Origin of the sequence: Sphingobacterium bovisgrunnientis, from assembly GCF_009829085.1 — a bacterium.
Taxonomy (GTDB): Bacteria; Bacteroidota; Bacteroidia; order Sphingobacteriales; family Sphingobacteriaceae; genus Sphingobacterium; species Sphingobacterium bovisgrunnientis.
In genome coordinates this window covers 42,363-61,659 of record NZ_WUQY01000019.1, presented here as the reverse complement: position 1 = coordinate 61,659, position 19,297 = coordinate 42,363, and the positions used below count along the sequence as shown (strand labels likewise).

Below are 19,297 nucleotides of genomic sequence, written 5' to 3'. Positions count from 1 at the left end.
GCTTTGAGGTGTTATGTGTTTTTTTATTATGCTGTACAATTTACCTTTTTCTTTTGGCTGAAGGAAATATTTTTAATGCAAAAAAGGGGCTGTATCATAAATCATTGATACAGCCCCTTTTTTTGTTTATTTCTTTTCATTAAAAATTCAATTAATGATCTGATTTTCATATATTTATAATATAAAAATCAGATAAATGAGTCGTAAAAAGCCTGCTTTTAAACCATATTATCAGAATCAACTTATTATGCTTCCTCCAACACTCGAGGAGTTGATTCCAGAAAACCATCCTGCACGAGTGGTCAACCAAGTCGTTGACTCCATAAATATCGACCCACTATTAAATGCTTATAACGTTAAAGGAGCCTCCAGTTATCATCCAGCCATGTTATTAAAAGTTGTGGTTTATGGCTACTTATGTAATACCTATTCCAGTAGAAAGATCGCCAAAGCGTGTCAAGAACATATTCCGTTTATGTGGTTGAGTTCCATGAATCGTCCTGACCATAATACAATCAACCGTTTCCGAGGCGTTCGCTTAAAAAATGCACTTCGTAATATCTTTGAGGAAGTCGTTTCTTTATTAGCAAAAGAAGGATTATTGAGTATTGAAAATATTTACGTTGATGGTACTAAAATAGAAGCCAATGCTAATAAGTACACCTTTGTCTGGAAACGCGCTATTCAGACCAATAAAGAGAAAATGCGTGCACAGTTAGCCGATATTTGGGAATACGCACAGCAGGTAGCGAAAGACGAAGATAATCTACCTCCTGAACCACCTACGAAAGAAAAAATAGACAGTGAAAGTGTAAAAGCAACTGTAGAGAAGTTGAATGATATCTTAAGTGGTCGCAAAGATATCAGTCCAAAGTCTAAGGCGAAGTTGCGCTATATCAATAAAAACTATCCTGTAAACATAAAAAAATATGAAAAACAGGAAGAAATCCTGGGCGAAAGGAATAGTTATAGTAAAACTGATCCAGAGGCAACGTTTATGCGAATGAAAGACGACCATATGCAAAATGGACAACTAAAAGCGGGCTACAATGTTCAAATATCAACTTCAAATCAGTTTATTGTTAATTACACCATACATCCCAATCCTACTGATACGCTCACGCTAGCTTCCCATCTTGAGCAGCACAATAAGAGTTATCAAAATCTACCTAAAACAGTAACTGCTGATGCTGGATATGGCTCCCATGAAAACTATGAGCTCATGGAAGAGAACGAGATTACAGCCTATGTTAAATACAACTACTTTGACAAAAATCAGGGCGCGAAGGAGAACAAAAAGACTCCATTTACAGTAGATATGCTGTATTATGATCAACAGAAGAACCAATACATCTGTCCTATGGGGCAAGCAATGAATTATATGGGGAATAGCGCCCACAGAACAAAATCTGGTTATCTACAGCAGTATAGCCTTTACTAGGCTAAAAACTGTGATGGGTGTCCTTTGCGAGGAGTTTGTCACCAATCCGCTCAGAACCGAATAATAACTGTAAATCACGACCTAAACAGATACAAGAAAAAAGCGCACGCGTTACTAAATTCTGAATCCGGAATAGAGCATAGAAGAAAGCGATGTTGGGATGTAGAAACAGTTTTTGGAAATATCAAACAGAACCACGGGTTCCGCCGCTTTATGCTTCGAGGTAAGAAAAAAGTCGAAATTGAATGGGGATTATTAGCCATAGCACAAAACCTAAGAAAGAAAGCAGCCTAATAAGGTTGTTTTTTGATTTTTAAAGACTAAAATTGCCTAATATTCAAAACGTACATTTTACAGCTTGAAGAAATTGGATGAAATCTATTTTCATCCAAAAAAATCATAAATAGAGAAGGCTGTATCATTTATTTTGATACAGCCCCTTTCCCTGTTTAGTTAGTATATTTAGTTTTTTACAACTTCAACGTTGATTGTGATTTCTACTTCAGGAGCAACTGCAAATACACCAGTAGGTAATTTGTCCGCATAACTAATTCCATAATCGAAACGATTGATAGAGGTAGTTGCTGTAAAACCAGCTCTCGTCATGCCCCAAGGATCTGTAATAATGCCGTTGTTTTGTACTACTTTAAAAGTTACTTTTTTCGTTACGTCACGGATTGTTAAATCACCAGTCAACGTATATTTTCCCTTTTTGCCTTTTAATACTGCATTTTCCAATTTCATTGTAGGGAATTTCGCTGCACTGAAGAAATCATCAGATTTCAAGTGATCATCACGCATTTCTACACGTGTATCGATGCTATTCACATCAATCGTGAAATTGATTTTTGAATTGTTGAAGTCTGTAGCAGAAGTTGACTCTAAATTACCTTCTAATTTTTTGAATTGTCCGTCTACAAATGCAATTCCTAAATGTTTTACCTCAAAACGCGCGTTGGTGTGCGCAGGATCTACAGACCATTTTACTTGTGCTACCGCAACGTTAGTAAATAGTACAAAAGCTGCTAAAATGTTAAATAGTGTTTTCATGTATTTCTGATTTGTTGACAAAGTTGACCTTTTAAAAGAGTTCAAAACTTAATCTATATTAAGAAATACAATTATTGCATTGATAAGTTTTGAGTTTAATCAATGCCTTCCCACCATTTAGGAAACTTTTTGTAATTGTCCAATGATACGATTTCTCCCATTTTGGGTGTCAACAAAGGGAAATTTTGTTTTTCGGCTTCCTGAGTAACACGAATTAAAGGCTCGTCCCAAGCGTGATTTGCTAAAGGGAATTTGGAAGAATGCACCGGAATGGCGTAGGTAGCCTTTAGGTCGTGTGATGCTTGAATAACTTCTTCAGGCATCATATGAATGTATTTCCACATCTGATTGTATTGTCCATTTTCCAAAATAGCGAAATCAAAAGGTCCATATTTTTCACCTATATCTTTGAAATGTTTCCCATAACCACTATCTCCACCTATGTAAATTTTCTTAGAATTAGTTTGTAAAATAAATGAAGACCACAATGTCGTATTTCGAGTAAATGTACGTCCGGAGAAATGTCTTGCAGTAGCAGAAGTAAATTCAAATCCATCCACATTGGCATGTTCTCCCCAATAGAGTTCGGTGATTTGAGAACCAGGATAGCCCCATTTTTCCAAATGTGCTGCAACCCCCAAACCAGTTACGATATGTTTTACCTTATCTTTCAAACTCATGAACGTGTTATAATCCAAATGATCCCAGTGATCATGCGTAATCACCATGATGTCTATTTCTGAAAAATCATCTGCTGAATAATTGTAAGTCAAAGGGAACGCTTTCACACTAATACGAACCGGAGAGGCATATTCACTAAATACAGGGTCTACTAAAATTCGCTTGCTATCCAACTGCAAGAAATACGATGAATGCCCAAACCACACATATAAATTACTATCTAATGTAAGATTTTTTAGATCAGATTTAATTACAGGGAGTGCAACAGAAGGTGTATTTCTAACTTTTTTACTAAAAAAGAAACCGCGAAGCATATCCGAATACGAGGTGCCTTCAGCTAATGCTGGGGTGAATTCTAGATTATCGAAAGCGCCATCTTTGTAATTTGGAGCTTTTTGCATACGTGCCAAACGTTCACCTTCCGCATTCACGCCAAATCGATCTGACCGCATATATAGAAATCCTCCTACAACGGTAATAACAAGGAGAAGTATAAAGACTAACATAGTGGTTTTAATTATTTTTCTTAACATAACGAATCTAAAATAGATTAAATTATTTAATCCCAAAGTCATATTAAGAGAAAAAGAAGGCTGGCGTCGGTTGGAAATATCTATAAAAGCAAGAAACCCGTAGAATATTATTTCTACGGGTTTCTTATTTATGCTAAAATGCGTGCGAAATGATTATTTAAATGTATCCGTATAGCTTTGCGGTACTCGTCTGCATCTCTCTTTTTTAGAACCTCAACCAATTCTTTATGGGAAATAAACTCCCCTTTAATGATAGGCTTATCCAAAATTCCAGACTGATGTACATATTGAAAAATCGGTATCAGCATTTCTTGAAGTTCCAACAACATTCCATTTCCTGAAATTTCATATAGTTTTCCGTGAAATTTTTTCTCATCCTCTATATTCCAAGCTAAAGCTGTATCACCAGACACAATCTCCTCTGTGAGGGATTCTAATTCGATGATGTCTTGATCAGTAATCTTATTGATGATAAAATCAGCTATACCAACTTCTAACGCAAGTCGCATTTCGAAAAGATCTTTCAACGTGCTATTATCTAATAATGAAGGATGAAAAACTTTTTTGAAAGATCCAAGAACATCTGGATTGGTAATTACAGCGCCCTTGTGCTTTTTGGATTCTATAAGACCAATACTTTTAAGGCGCAATAGTGCTTCACGAACTACAGTACGACTTACCCCAAACTTTTCAGTAAGTTCTAACTCCTTAGGTAATATATCACCTACTTTCAGCTTATTGCCTTTGATATATTCAACAATTGCGTGCTCAGCTTTATCTACTAAACTCGAAGTGTCTATGTTCTTTAGAACATCCTTATGATCAGAAGTGGAATAACTCATAATGAATCTCTTAATAAACAACAAATATATAAATTTTTTACATTTAAAATTTGGATAAATGGCATTATGTTATACATTTGTTTTATTATGTAATACATAATAATTTTATTGTTGTATTTTAAAACCAAAAATTATGCGAAAGATTCTATTATTTCTTTCTTTTTGCTTTATGCAGGTGTTTGCCTTTGGGCAAACCGAATTAAAAGGTTTGGTACAATCTGAACTTGGGGAGGCATTAACGGGAGTATCAATTGTTAATGAAAGTCAGAAAGTAACGACCAAATCAGGAAGCAGTGGTGAATTCACTATCACTGCGAAAGTCGGTGATGTGCTGAAGATCAGCTCAATCGGCTACTTTTCAAAAACTCAATCCGTAGAAAATTTAAATTTCTTGACTGTAATCTTATCAGTTAATGACGAAGAAATTGAAGAAGTTTATGTGTTGGGGTATGGTTCTATTAAAAAATCAAATTTAACAGGTTCTGTATCAAGGCTAGATAAAAGAGTGCTGGAGACAGGGGTACGTTCGAACCCTGCATCTGCATTAGCTGGTACCATTCCTGGTGTACGTGTACAACAGACATCTGGACGACCTGGTGCAGTTCCGAATATCGTATTGCGAGGTGGTACGACCTATGGAGGCGGAGGTTCACCATTAGTCATAGTTGATGGATTGATTCGTTCTGGTTTTCAGGATATCAATCAAGATGATATTGAGTCTATTGATGTGTTGAAAGATGCTTCTGCAACAGCTATTTATGGTGCTCGCGCAGCTAACGGAGTTGTTTTGATAACCACTAAGCGTGGAAAGGAGGGCCTATCTAATATTACCCTACGCTCAAAAACGGGAGTGGATAAACTAAATATTCCTTTTGAATTTTTGAGTGCAGAAGAATATTTGTATTGGTCTAGAAAGGGTATTGCAATATCTGGTCAATATTTACCTAACACTTTGAATCAATTAACCTCAGTTGGGCCATTTGGAACAGGAAATTTGTATAAAGATGCTAACGGGAATATTCTTGATGGTAATAAAGTAAATACAGCTGTGTGGAGCACCATGTTCTTAGATGATACAAATCGAGAATTATTAGAGCAAGGTTGGCAAACCATGATAGATCCTGTTACGGGACGTGAATTAATCTTTACGAATTTTGATTATACAGACTATGCCTTGAAAAAAAGTCCTGTAACACAAGATTATAATTTAGCATTCACAGGTGGAAATGATAAGGGTAAATATTATTCGAGCTTAGGTAAATATTATCAACAGGGATCTACTATAAATTCTTTTTATGATCGTCTTACCTATATTTTGAATGGTGATTATAAAATTAAACCCTGGTTGGAATCAAATTCAAGTCTGAATTTCGCACATACCAAATGGAGAGATCAAGCAAATGGCGAAGGTAATTATATGACTAGAGCACTTGGTGCGCCACCTACAATGCGTGGACGCAATGCAAATGGAGAATTGTTGTTGGGACGTGATTGGCAAGACGGAAATCCTGCAGTAACTGATGATAAATTTATTCGTCGCAATCTAAACCAAAAGTTTACCATGTCACAAGCATTTGTAGTCAATTTAGTGGACAATTTGAAGTTAAGAGCAAGTGGTAACTGGTTTATCAATCAGACGAATTACGAAGGATTTAATAAGGATTATATGTCTAGTCCTGGTAACTGGGTAAGAATACGTTCATCATCGGCATCATACGATAAATCTTTCAATCAGACATACAATGCTGTATTAAGATATGATAAAACTTTAGCTGATAATCATAATGTATCTGCTATGTTGGGTTGGGAATTTTTCGACGCGTATAGTACAGGGTTTTCTGCATCTGGATCTGGAGCACCTACAGACGACTTCATGGATTTGGGGTTGACAAAGAGTGATGCTAATATGCGTGGAATCGATTCTTATCATAATAGACAGCGCATCAATTCATTCTTTGGTCGTATCAACTATGATTATGCACAACGTTATTTATTGACATTGACAGCACGTCGTGATGGTTATTCTACCTTGTTAAACAACAGATGGGGAACTTTTCCTGGTATCTCTGTAGGATGGAATGTTCACAATGAGGATTTTGCAAAAGAATTCATGAGCTCTGATAATGTGCTGAATACATTGAAGTTAAAAGCAAGTTATGGTGCGAATGGTAATGTTGGTGGAATTGGTAATTACACTTTACAAGGTGCGTACGGCACATCAGCTTATGATGGTACTATTGGCTATCAAATGACGAGCTTGAGTATTCCAAATTTGAAGTGGGAAAGTTTGATTACAAAAGAAGTAGGATTTGATGCACGCTTGTTAAATAAACTAGATTTATCCCTTGCGTATTATCATCGTACTACTTCTGATAAGATTGCAACATTAGTTTTACCTGTATCTGCCGGTTTTACAAGTATCACAACGAATAATGGCGATATGGAAAATCAAGGTGTGGAGATTGATTTGAATTATAATATTCTTCGTCAGCAAAATTATGATCTTTCATTCAATTGGAATACAGCTTATAATGCAAACAAAATTTTGAAGCTTCCATACAATGGTGTTGAGAACAATCGTCAAGGCGGTTTTCAAGTGTATGATCCAACGACAAAAGAGTTGATATGGGTAGGTGGTAATCAAGAAGGTCAAGATCCAAACGTAGCATACGCTTATCAAGCTGAAGGAATAATTCGTACACAAGCAGACTTGGACAATTATGCCAGTAAAATAAAAGATTTGGGTGGTGCAAGAGCATTAGTTCACCCAGATGTATATGCTGCGATGAGTGATAGTGATAAAAATTTACATTTCCCAATTGCATTAGGTGATGTTATGTGGAAGGATGTGAATGGCGACGGCATAATTAACTCCAATGATCGTGTATACCAGGGCAGAACTGTACCACGTTGGACTGGCGGTTTTGGTTTAAATACAAGATGGAAAGATTTGAGTTTAAGTGCACGATTTGATTATGCTTTAGGATTTGTTGCCTATGACGGACCAAAGGTGTGGTTTGCAGGAATGATGCAAGGAACATTTAATACTACAAACTACGTATATGATACTTGGTCATTAGAAAATCCAAATGCTAAATATCCAACATATTACTGGGCAGACCAAAATTTCAAAAATAATACAAGTCGTGAAAGCAGTATGTTCTACAACAAAGGTGATTATTTAGCTTTTAGAGAAATATCCATAGCCTATAAATTGCCAAGCTCATTGCTACAAAAAAGTAGGTTAGAAGCATTAAATGTTTCGTTGACAGGTCAAAATCTACACTATTGGACAAAGAATACTTTATTCTCTGCTGAGAGTGGAAGTGTAGGTCAAGGAGGTGGAGGTTATCCATTACCACGAACTGTTATTTTAGGTGTACAATTAATATTTTAAGATTACTACCATGAGAAAAATATTTTTATCAATAGCTATAGCTTCTGCATTTTTAATAAACACAAGTTGTAATCAATTTGAATTAGATCTTGCTCCTGAAGATTATTTCGCTAGTGGAAGCTTTTGGAAAAATGCTGATCAAGTAAATGGCGCAATGATTGGTCTACATGCACAATTGCGAAGCGCTCAAAATACCATATGGAATTTAGGAGAAATTAGAGGAGGAACATTTAAAACAGGTACTGGATTTACGGGGACTTCTACTTTAAATTCACAAGGTCTAATCACACAAGATATCCGTGAGAGTTCACCAGGATACAGTTCTTGGGCGGGTTTATATTCTCAAATTTTTCAGATCAATAATTTTATCTATCAAGTTGAGAATTCAACCTACCTAGCTGATGACCAAAAGGGATATTTCTTAGGTCAAGCATATGGATTGCGTGCTTTTTATTACTTTCATTTGTTCCGTACGTATGGTCGAGTGCCACTTGTTACAGAACCGAAAGTTGCTATTAATACACCAAGCTCTGCTGAAGAGGCTTATACCCCAAGAACGAAAACAGAAAAAGAAACCTTAGACTTTATCAAAGCAGATATTGATAAGTCTACACAATCGTTCAATAACGATTACACGATCAAAGCACAAAAAGGACAATGGTCGCTAGCAGCTACACAAATGCTAAAAACAGAAGTTTATTTGTGGTCAGCTAAGGTAAACATTGATGGAACAGCACCTTCAAATGTATCTGCGGATTTACAAACAGCCAAAGCTGCGGTGGAATATGTAATACCACGATTTGCTTTGCAGAGTAATTTTGCAAATGTATTCAATTCATCCAGTGTTCCTGCTTCAAAAGGGAACGCAGAGATTATTTTTGCAATTCGCTATCAGGTAGGTGAGGCGACCAATGGCTTAGTTGCCAATTTTATATATCAACAATCTGATAACTTAACGGGCTTTGTTGATCACAATGGCGTAGCAGTATCGAATGATCCATTGCAGATTGCGTCAAGTGGAACACTGATACGTTACGAGTATAAAATCGATTTGTATGACACTTATGATCAAAATGATCAACGTAAGAACACTACATTTTTAAATCTCAATAAAGATGCTAACCGCGCCGCTGTATTGCGTAAATTCTTAGGAACTTTTGTTAATGGCGTGCGTACTTATGCCGATGATTATCCAGTTTATAGACTGTCTGACGCTCATCTATTATTAGCAGAAATCAAAAATAAATTGGGAGAAGATCCTACCAATGAAATTATGCTCGTACGTAATAGGGCTTACAGTGGAACAGCACCTCAGTTTGTACATGGGAATTTCGAATCAAATGAGCTTGCAATATTTCGAGAACGTTCAAAGGAATTTGTATTTGAAGGTAAACGTTGGTATGACTTAAGAAGAATGCAAGACGCAAATGGACAACCTTTAGTATTTCGTAAAGATATTCCATTAGTGGGTGTATTGGATAATATCGAAGGACAAATGCACAAAATATTGTGGCCAGTCGATATTGGTACAATGGCGGCAGACCCAACATTAGCAGGTGACCAAAATCCAGGTTATTCTGGTACGTAAACTTTGTAAGTTAGGCAGTATGTTATATATTTGTTATGTATGACATATTGCCTTTAGATATGTTAAAGACTAAATAAATATGAATAACAAAAAAATTGATGGCTTAATTGCAGCACCGTTTACTCCAATGAATGAGGTTGGAGAGTTGAATTTGGATATAATTCCTTCTTACTATCAACTTCTTAAGTCCAACGGCGTGACTGGCGCATTTATATGTGGTTCTACGGGTGAAGGTGTTTCTTTGACTTTCGATGAGAAAGTTAAGGTGTTGAAAGCGTGGACAAGCCTAACTAAAGAAGATGGAGATTTCGCGTTGATGATGTTTTTGGGGGGAACCAATATCAAAGAATGTAAAGAATTAGCTCGAATATCTGAAGAAGCTGGTGCGGACGCTATATCATTTACATCGCCATACTATTTTAAGCCTGCAAATGTCGTCCAATTAGCTAAATGTTGTGCAGAAATTGCATCCGTAGCTCCGAATACAGCATTCTATTATTACCATATTCCTGTGTTAACAGGTGGCAATTATGCAATGTATGATTTGTTGAAAGAAATCGATGGAAAAATTACAACCTTCTCAGGAATAAAATATACACACGAAGATTTTATGGATTTCTTGTCGTGTATGAACTTTGAGAATGGAAAATACAATATGCTTTGGGGTAGAGATGAGAATATGTTGTCATCACTGGTCTTAGGTTGTACAGGTGCAGTTGGAAGTACCTACAATTATGCTGCACCATTATACCACGATCTAATGAAAGCTTATCAAGAGGGTAATTTGCAAGAGGCAAATGCTTTACAACAAAAATCAATTGATATGATTCGTTTGTTGGGTAAGTATGGTGGAATTGCTACAGGCAAGGCATATATGAAATTGATTGGCGTTGATTGTGGTGAATTTAGACTGCCGATTGCAAATATGAGCGCAGAATCATTTGAAAAATTTAAAGATGATGTTGCGACTTTGGACTTCGAAACTTTTAAATCAAAATTCTAATGAGTCGTCTTGGTTGGATACTTTGTTGTGTGGTGGTATCGGCATGTGATATGAGGGAAACTAATTTGGAAATAGATTGGACCATTGCGGGCAAATTGCCTGTGGGAGTCGATAATCAGGAACACATTGGCGTAGCAGGGCCAGTTACAGGTATTATCGGAGATGTATTGGTAGTAGCTGGCGGAGCAAACTTTCCCAATGGAATGCCATGGGATGGAGGTCAAAAGGCATACAGCAAAGATGTTTATCTCTTTACTCAAGATCGCAATAATGGCTTTACAGTTTCTAATACGCAGTCATTTGGCGACAGTGTGGCGTATGCCGCTAATATTTCTATTGAAAATTCAATATATTCTGTTGGTGGGGAAAGAAATGGAACAGCTACTGCTGATGTGTTTCGGTATTTTTTAGAGAATGATTCTTTTCAACGTGTTCAGTTACCATCATTACCAAAGCAACTAACCAATGGTGGCGTCACTCGTGTAAATGACTACATTTATTTTGTGGGCGGGGAGAATGCAGATTTAGTTTCGGATAAAGTATATAGATTAAAGTTTGAGGAAGCTAATTCCAATTGGGAAGTATTTGCTGAATTAGCAAAACCTCTTACTCATGCTGTCATTACTTCTGATGAAAAAGAAAATATCTATATCATAGGTGGGCGCAAAAGGAATACAAATGCTAAAAGCGATATGTACGATGAGGTATTCGAATTAAACCTGTCTTCAAAAAAAATAACACTTTTAGATAGATTGCCAGAGACTTTAGCAGCTGGAACAGGAGGTTATTACAATGGCAACCTGATAGTGATAGGAGGCGATAATGCCCACACTTTTCATCAAGTAGAAGAATTAATCGGTGCTATAAATCTAGAATCTGACGATAATAAAAAGACTGAACTTATAGTGAAAAAGAATAATATGCAATGTTCGCATCCAGGATTTTCTACGAATGTATGGACTTACAATTTAGCAGACAAAACTTGGAAATCTTCAAATAAACTGCAAGGAGAAAGTCCAGTGACCACGACAGTAATTATCAAAAATGGTAACATAATTATTCCGAGCGGTGAGGTGCGAGCGGGAGTTCGAACCAATCAAATCTTAGTGGGTAAGATTAAATAAAAGACCATATAAACCTTGATTATGAAAAATAGTAAAATATATCCTTGGGTCGTAGTCGGCTTACTTTGGTTTGTCGCACTGCTCAACTATATGGATAGGCAAATTTTATCAACTATGCGTCCAGCTATGGCGATGGATATTGTGTCGCTAGAAAGTGCTGCGGTATTTGGCAATCTAATGGCTGTATTCTTATGGATCTACGGCTGTATGAGTCCAGTTGCTGGGGTTTTGGCTGATAAATTGAATAGAAAATGGTTGATTATTTCTAGTCTATTCGTATGGTCTGGTGTCACGCTTTTGATGGGCTATGCGACATCGTATGACCAATTGTATGCGCTGCGTGCAGTAATGGGCGTGAGCGAGGCTATTTATATTCCAGCGGGATTATCCTTGATTGCGGATTACCACAGTGACAAATCCAGATCATTAGCTGTAGGTATTCATATGACAGGCTTGTATTTTGGACAAGCTTTGGGAGGTTTTGGAGCTACTGTTGCATCCAATTATTCTTGGCAGAATACGTTTATATTATTTGGTCTAGTGGGAATTGTCTATGCATTAATTTTAGTATTTACACTTTTCGAGACACAAGCTCGCGTAAAACCAGAAAAAGTTACCGAAGATCGCACTTCCGTGTTGAAAGGAATACCGATTCTATTTAGCAATATCGCTTTCTGGGTAATCCTTTTGTATTTCGCAGTTCCAAGTTTACCTGGATGGGCTACGAAAAACTGGTTGCCAACATTATTTGCCGACAACCTTAATATTCCAATGGAAAAAGCAGGTCCATTATCTACTATTACTATCGCATTTTCATCATTTGTAGGCGTAATTTTCGGTGGTATTCTTTCGGATAAGTGGGTTCAAAAAAATATTAGAGGTCGTATATATACCAGCGCAATAGGTTTGGCATTAACAATTCCTGCAGTATTTCTTATTGGTTATGGGACTACGATTTGGGCAATTGTTTGCGCAGGACTGATGTTTGGATTTGGTTTTGGGATGTTTGATGCGAATAATATGCCTATTCTTTGCCAATTTGTATCTGCCAAATATCGTGCGACAGCTTACGGGATTATGAACATGGTTGGCGTCTTTGCTGGGGCATATATTACTAATTTACTGGGAGCTTCTGCTGACGAAGGTAATCTAGGTTCTGATTTTGCGCTATTAGCTGTTATTGTGTTTGTAGTATTGATTATACAATTATCTGTTTTACGTCCTAAACACAATGAGCAACCTAGTTAAAATCACCTTGCTTTTAATTAGCTTTTGCTCTTTGGTTTTACCTATCAAAGCGCAAAAGCGTGTAGCTTGTATTGGCGATTCGGTCACTGAAGGGTATGGAATTAGTGATTCGACACTTAACTATCCAGCACAATTGCAAAAGTTGCTGGGATCAGGATTTGTGGTTGGTAATTTCGGGCATTCCGGTGCCACATTGTTAAGAAAGGGGCATAATCCTTACCACAAAACCAAAGCTTATACTAAGGCTTTATCTTTTGGACCTGATGTAATCGTGATTGCTTTAGGTTTGAATGATACGGATCCGAGAAATTGGCCAAATTATAAGAATGAATTTTTAGGTGATTATAGTCAGCTTATAAATGATTTTAGGAAAATCAATCCAAAAGTTGAAATATTCATCTGTACGATGACACCAATTTTTAGTGGACATCGTCGATTTTTATCAGGAACGCGAGATTGGTTTGATCAAATTCAAGCATTGATTCCGCAAATAGCAAAAGCGCAGGATGCTACATTGATTGATAATCATTCTGTATTGGCAGCACGTATTGATCTATTTGATGATTATTTGCATCCAAATAGTAGAGGAGCGCTATTAATCGCAGAAAATGTTGCGCCATATATAAAACCTATTCAGCAAGCCTTATCGCTGCATGAGACATTTGGAAATCATATGGTATTGCAACGCGAAGTAATCAATAAAATTATAGGCAAAGCTTCTGCAAATGAAACTGTAACTATCGAATTCAAAAATAAAAAATACCACACTATCTCTAATAGAATTGGGAATTGGGAAATAGATCTTCCTGCTCAATCGGCAGGAGGACCTTTTAGCATCAAAGTACGCACAAGGAATTCGAAAATTGAATTAACTGATGTGTTATTTGGAGATGTTTATTTGTCTTCAGGTCAGTCAAATATGGCTTTTGAATTACAACACGCTTTAGGTGCGGATTCTATTTTGAATATGGTGCAATCATTTGAAAAAATAAGAGTTTTTAAGAATAAAAATTTGATTGAAACCTCCAATATCGTTTGGGATGCAGAGCAATTGGATAAAGTTAATGAGTTGCAATATTTCTCCGGAAATTGGCAAAAATCTTCTATAGACGCTGTACAAAATTTTTCGGCAATAGCGTATATGACAGCTCTGGAGCTATATAAATCACAGCAAGTTCCCATTGGAATTATTGATATTTCGGTAGGAGGATCTAATACAGAGTCTTGGATTCCACGATCGGTTTTAGAGCATGACAATCTACTTGCGACTTATATTCATACTTGGAAAACTTCTGATTTTGTGCAAGACTTTTGTCGCGAACGTGGCGCTAAAAATATGGAGGCTTCGAATAGGAAACATCAGCGTCACCCTTACGATCCGGCTTACAATTTTGAAGCTGGAATTTCTAAATGGAAGGATACAAAAATCAATGCTGTAATGTGGTATCAAGGTGAGAGCAATGCGCACAATATAGAGCATCATGCATACTTGTTCAAGACAATGGTAGAATCATGGCGTAAAACTTTTCAGACTGATTTGCCATTTTATTTTGTGCAACTCTCTAGTATGAATAGACCTTCTTGGTCGGTATTTCGTGATTCACAACGTTTGCTTAGTAATGATATTTCTAATTGCTATATGGCAATTAGTTCTGACGTTGGGCATCTGACAGACGTGCATCCGAAGAATAAATTAGTAATTGGAAAGCGATTAACCAATTTGATACGTCAGCATACTTACCATGAAAATATTGTTGCTGATTCGCCTCAGCCTATTTCGTATAGAAAAGCTGACAACGAAATTATTATTGAATTTAATCATTGTAAGACTTTAAAACTTTCAAATGGTGATTCTATCAATGATTTACAACTTTTTAAAGTTGACGGTAATATACTTGAGGTTCGCTCGGCACGTGTAGAAGGCAATACATTGAGAATTCCCATTCTAAACGATGTGATTAACATCCAATATGGCTATTCGCCATTTACAACTGGAAATTTAATAAGTGATACAGCAGTACCTGTGTCCACCTTTAATTTAAAAATTGATTGAGATGAAATATACAGATGAACATTTAAAAGATTTGGCAAAGTTTTACCAAAGCCAACTTCTTGAAGATACCGTTCCATTTTGGTTTCCACGTTCGTATGATTTGGAACATGGAGGATATCTGCTTATGCGCGATGCAGATGGATCCTTGATCGATACAGACAAAGCGGTTTGGATTCAAGGGCGTGCATGTTGGTTGCTAGCTACTTTGTATAACACAGTTGAACCAAAACAAGCATGGTTGGATGGTGCGAAAATTGGTTATGAGTTTTTGAAAAACAAGTGTTTTGCCGAGAACGGAAAAATGTATTTTCACGTGGATAGAGAAGGAAATCCAATACGCATGCGTCGATATTTTTTCTCCGAAACATTCGCGGTCATTGCATTTGCAGCATACGCTAAAGCTTCAGGAAATGAAGAAGCGGCTGATTTGGCGCGAGAAATTTTCGGAACTTGTCTTTCTTACCTATACGGCGAAAAGCAAATGGAACCTAAATTTGAATCAACTAGACCGACTCAAGGGATAGGTATTCCAATGATTATGTTGAATACAGCACAGCAACTCCGCGAATCAATAGGTGATGATCGCTGTGAGGAGACAATAACGTACTGTATCGAACGTATCGAAAAATACTTTGTAAAAGATGATATCCGTTGTGTGATGGAACAAGTGGGGTTAGATGGGGAAATAATTGATCATATCGATGCACGTACATTAAATCCAGGGCATGCAATAGAAGGCGCTTGGTTTATCCTTCATGAGGCAAAACATCGAAAAAGCGATATGAAGTTAATTGATCTTGGCTGTCGTATGCTGGATTACATGTGGGAGCGAGGCTGGGACGCTGAGCATGGTGGTATTTTATATTTCAAAGATGTGTATGATAAACCAGTGCAGGAATATTGGCAAGACATGAAATTCTGGTGGCCACAGAATGAAACTATCATCGCAACTTTATTGGCTTATGAAATCACAAAGGATGAAAAATATGCAGTAATGCACAAACAAATCCACGAATACGCCTATAAACATTTTCATGATAAAGAAAATGGCGAATGGTTTGGCTATTTGCATAGAGATGGTTCCGTAGCGCAAACTGCTAAAGGAAATTTATTTAAAGGCCCATTTCATTTGCCTCGTCAGGAATGGTATTGTTATATGCTATTAAAGAAATATTTGAATAATGATAAAAGCAATAAATCTACTTGTACTAGTAATTGTTTGGACGGCAACTAGTAGAGTTGCAAAAGCACAAGATAACATTATCCCCAAGCCTATTCATGCTGTTTGGGGACAAGAAAACTTCGATTTGAGTAATGGTGTTTACATTAAAAGGACCAATTCAACGCTTACGTCTGAGTACGAAACTCTGAAGAATATTTTTAAATCTTGGGGTATTAATATTGTAAATAAACCGCTTAAAAAACGAATTCCAACAGTTACTTTAAATATTCAACCTAATTTAAAAGGTAAAAATGAAGCCTATAACTTACTAATTAACAGTAACGAGATTAATATTACGGCAAAAACTGCTGCTGGAATATTTTATGGACTTCAAACCTTAAAGCAATTTTCGGTATTGAATCATAAGATTCAATTTGCTAGCATTCAAGATGAGCCTGCGTTTTCATGGCGTGCTTATTTGATTGATGTCGGTCGTAATTTTCAACCTGTAGATATGATCAAAGAGCAAATCGATGTCATGGCACAATACAAGTTGAACGTGCTACATTTTCATTTTACTGAAGATATAGCTTGGCGCTTGGCGAGTGACAAATATCCAGGTTTGACAGATGCTTTAGTAATGACACGATGGAAAGGTCATTATTACTCGAAGCAAGATTTCAAAGATTTAATCCAATATTGTAAAGAAAGTCATATTACGTTTCTACCAGAGATAGATATGCCGGGCCATAGTGCTGCCTTCAAAAGATTCTTTGGCGTGGATATGCAATCGGATTCTGGAATGATATACATCAAGGAATTGTTAACCGAATTTCGTCAGAACTTTCCTGAATTAGATGTCATCCATATCGGCGGGGATGAAGTGAAGATTACGAATAAAAATTTCATGCCTGAAATCACAAAGTTTGTTGAGAATTTAGGGTATAAGAAGACAATTGGTTGGGATCCTGGAAGTAATTTGGAGCCGCAGACTATTCGCCAAATGTGGATGGGCGGACCAAAATTGGTCGAGGAAAAAGGCGATAAAATATACATCGAATCCAAGCATTTTTACATCAATCATATGGATCCTTTGGAAACAGTGACTACATTATTTCACCGTAAAATTGGTGAAGTCGATAAGGAACATAAGAACTTCATTGGAGCGACTTTGTGTTCATGGCCAGATCGTGCTGTGGAAAAACCAATTGATATGTTTTACCACAGTGCTATTTATCCGGCTATTTTAACTTTCGCCGAGCGCATTTGGCAAGGTGGAGGTCGAGCAGGATGGATGGCTAATATTGTTCCTTCGGAAGATTCGGACTATGGTGATTTTGTAGATTTTGAAAAACGTCTATTAAGTCATAAGAAGTTGTATTTTGCAGAAAAGCCATTTCCGTATGTTTCGCAATTAGGAACCAAATGGGAATTAATTGGGCCTTTTGATAATTTAGGTGATGTAAATAAAAGTTTTGCAATAGAAAAAAATCCGTTTGCACAACATGAGGTTACCAAAGTCGTAGAAGGAGGGACTGTTATTTTGAAGCACTGGTTTGGTGATATAATTGAAGGAGCAATTTCCAATCCAATAAAGAATACTACTTATTACGCTCGTACAAAAATTTGGTCTGATGCTAACGGAATAAAGCCTTTCTGGATTGATTTTAATAATTTCTCGAGGTCTTATTTGACCGATACACCAGAACTGGGCAATTGGGATAATAAGGGTAGTCAAGCCTATGTGAATGGTGTTCGTATTACGCCGCCGAAATGGCAAAATGCAGGTCAGCAAGGGCAATCAGAAGTTCCTTTAGTTGATGAAGGTTATTCTTATCGAGCTCCGACAATGATTACGTTAAAAAAAGGTTGGAATGAGGTGTTATTAAAACTTCCAGTAGCAGAATTTAGAGGTAGAACATGGGACAATCCATCCAAATGGATGTTTACGTTTGTTCCAGTAGAAAAGAAATAAAAAATAAACATTATAAATACTATGAAGAAACTATTTTTAAGTTTTTGTGCAATCACGGCTTCTTTTGTGCTAATGGCACAAGAAGTAACCGTTTTTAAATCTGGTGAAGACGGCTATGCAAGTTACCGTATTCCAGCTATCGTGAAGGGAAAATCTGGTGAGTTAATTGCTTTTTCTGAAGGACGTGTAGATCACGCTGGTGATTTTGGTAATGTGGATATTGTCTACAAAATCAGTAAAGATGGCGGTAAAACTTGGGGAACATTGCAAGTGGCGGTAGATTATGACAAATTGCAAGCTGGTAATCCAGCTCCTGTAGTTGATTTATTGGATCCTGCTTATCCACAAGGTCGACTTTTCTTATTTTACAACACAGGAAACGATCACGAAGGTGACGTTCGTAAAGGCAAAGGTTTGCGTGAAGTGTGGTACAAAGTATCATCAGATGCTGGAAAAACGTGGTCAGAAGCGGTGAATATTACGACTCAAGCACACCGTCCTAAACAACCGCAAATTAATCCAGCGTATAATTTTAAAGAAGATTGGCGAACCTATGCGAATACACCCGGTCATGGTTTTCAATTTGTATCTGGACCGAATAAAGGTAGAATTTATATAGCAGGAAACCACAATGCTGGAGATCCACAGCCGCAAAATAAAGATTGGAATGCGCACGCTTATTACTCGGACGATCACGGAAAGACATTCAAGTTGAGTGAGAAAGTTCCTTATCCAGGGACAAACGAATCATTAGCTGCTCAAATTGGCGAGAATTCGGTCTATATGACTTCGCGTAATCAACAATTGACACCAAAACAAAGAGTGATTTCGGTTTCTAACGATGGTGGTCAAACTTGGGTTTCTTCAGAACCAGATGCTAACCTTCCTGATCCTATAAATCAAGCATCGGTGTTGTCGTGGAAAAAAGGAAAGAAATTTATATTAGCGCATAGTAATGCAGCTGATCAAAGTAAAAGAGATAACCTGACTTTGCGTTTATCGAAGGATCAAGGTAAAACTTGGTACTTCAACAAAGTTGTGGCTAAAAGTCCAGAAGGTTATAAAGGTGGGGCATACGCAGCCTATAGTGATATTGTATTAGTAAAGAAAAACTCAATCGGTGTATTGTATGAAAAAGATGGTTACAAAGAAATCGTATTTGTACCTGTCGCAATTAAATAGTCTAAGTTTTCCATTAGT

General features: G+C 36.9%; 12 protein-coding genes and 1 pseudogene. 10 read left to right on the top strand and 3 right to left on the bottom strand.

The genetic code is table 11. The features are described from left to right. Positions 1 to 196 precede the first annotated feature (196 nt). Positions 197 to 1,735, top strand: a pseudogene (locus GOQ16_RS10565) (IS1182 family transposase). A 168-nt stretch (positions 1,736 to 1,903) separates the two neighbouring features. On the opposite strand, the gene GOQ16_RS10560 reads toward GOQ16_RS10565, so the two are convergent. The 3 genes from GOQ16_RS10560 to GOQ16_RS10550 all read right to left on the bottom strand — a co-directional run bounded on the left by GOQ16_RS10560 (position 1,904) and on the right by GOQ16_RS10550 (position 4,547). Next, positions 1,904 to 2,491 (bottom strand): YceI family protein, encoded by a 588-nt coding sequence (locus tag GOQ16_RS10560; RefSeq protein WP_160069247.1) that lies wholly within the window; start codon positions 2,489 to 2,491, stop codon positions 1,904 to 1,906. 95 nt (positions 2,492 to 2,586) lie between these two features. Beyond that, on the bottom strand, positions 2,587 to 3,624 hold the full coding sequence (locus GOQ16_RS10555; protein WP_240141011.1) for an MBL fold metallo-hydrolase: 1,038 nt from the start codon (positions 3,622 to 3,624) through the stop codon (positions 2,587 to 2,589). Between the two features lie 209 nt (positions 3,625 to 3,833). Further along, positions 3,834 to 4,547, bottom strand: a complete 714-nt coding sequence (locus GOQ16_RS10550) for a FadR/GntR family transcriptional regulator (protein WP_160069245.1) — start codon at positions 4,545 to 4,547, stop codon at positions 3,834 to 3,836. A 133-nt stretch (positions 4,548 to 4,680) separates the two neighbouring features. Here GOQ16_RS10550 and GOQ16_RS10545 point away from each other — a divergent pair, with 133 nt between their 5' ends. From GOQ16_RS10545 to GOQ16_RS10505, 9 genes are all read left to right on the top strand, one after another. After that, complete coding sequence (locus GOQ16_RS10545; RefSeq protein WP_160069244.1) at positions 4,681 to 7,944, top strand: SusC/RagA family TonB-linked outer membrane protein; 3,264 nt, start codon at positions 4,681 to 4,683, stop codon at positions 7,942 to 7,944. A gap of 10 nt (positions 7,945 to 7,954) precedes the next feature. Further along, on the top strand, positions 7,955 to 9,532 hold the full coding sequence (locus GOQ16_RS10540) for a RagB/SusD family nutrient uptake outer membrane protein (RefSeq protein ID WP_160069243.1): 1,578 nt from the start codon (positions 7,955 to 7,957) through the stop codon (positions 9,530 to 9,532). Between the two features lie 79 nt (positions 9,533 to 9,611). Further along, positions 9,612 to 10,535, top strand: coding sequence for a dihydrodipicolinate synthase family protein (locus GOQ16_RS10535; RefSeq protein ID WP_160069242.1), 924 nt, complete (start codon positions 9,612 to 9,614; stop codon positions 10,533 to 10,535). After that, positions 10,535 to 11,659, top strand: coding sequence for a hypothetical protein (locus GOQ16_RS10530; protein ID WP_160069241.1), 1,125 nt, complete (start codon positions 10,535 to 10,537; stop codon positions 11,657 to 11,659). The genes GOQ16_RS10535 and GOQ16_RS10530 overlap by 1 nt, the downstream gene beginning before the upstream one ends. Positions 11,660 to 11,680: 21 nt before the next feature. Then, a complete protein-coding gene (locus GOQ16_RS10525; RefSeq protein WP_160069240.1) occupies positions 11,681 to 12,907 on the top strand; it encodes an MFS transporter in 1,227 nt (408 codons plus the stop codon). Further along, positions 12,891 to 14,960 (top strand): GDSL-type esterase/lipase family protein, encoded by a 2,070-nt coding sequence (locus GOQ16_RS10520; RefSeq protein ID WP_160069239.1) that lies wholly within the window; start codon positions 12,891 to 12,893, stop codon positions 14,958 to 14,960. Before GOQ16_RS10525 ends, GOQ16_RS10520 begins: the two co-directional genes overlap by 17 nt. Before the next feature lies 1 nt (position 14,961). Beyond that, positions 14,962 to 16,194 (top strand): AGE family epimerase/isomerase, encoded by a 1,233-nt coding sequence (locus GOQ16_RS10515; RefSeq protein ID WP_160069238.1) that lies wholly within the window; start codon positions 14,962 to 14,964, stop codon positions 16,192 to 16,194. Then, positions 16,142 to 18,097: a family 20 glycosylhydrolase gene (locus GOQ16_RS10510; RefSeq protein WP_160069237.1), complete on the top strand. Its 1,956-nt coding sequence runs from the start codon at positions 16,142 to 16,144 to the stop codon at positions 18,095 to 18,097. The genes GOQ16_RS10515 and GOQ16_RS10510 overlap by 53 nt, the downstream gene beginning before the upstream one ends. 21 nt (positions 18,098 to 18,118) lie before the next feature. Then, positions 18,119 to 19,279: a sialidase family protein gene (locus tag GOQ16_RS10505; RefSeq protein ID WP_160069236.1), complete on the top strand. Its 1,161-nt coding sequence runs from the start codon at positions 18,119 to 18,121 to the stop codon at positions 19,277 to 19,279. Positions 19,280 to 19,297: the final 18 nt, after the last annotated feature.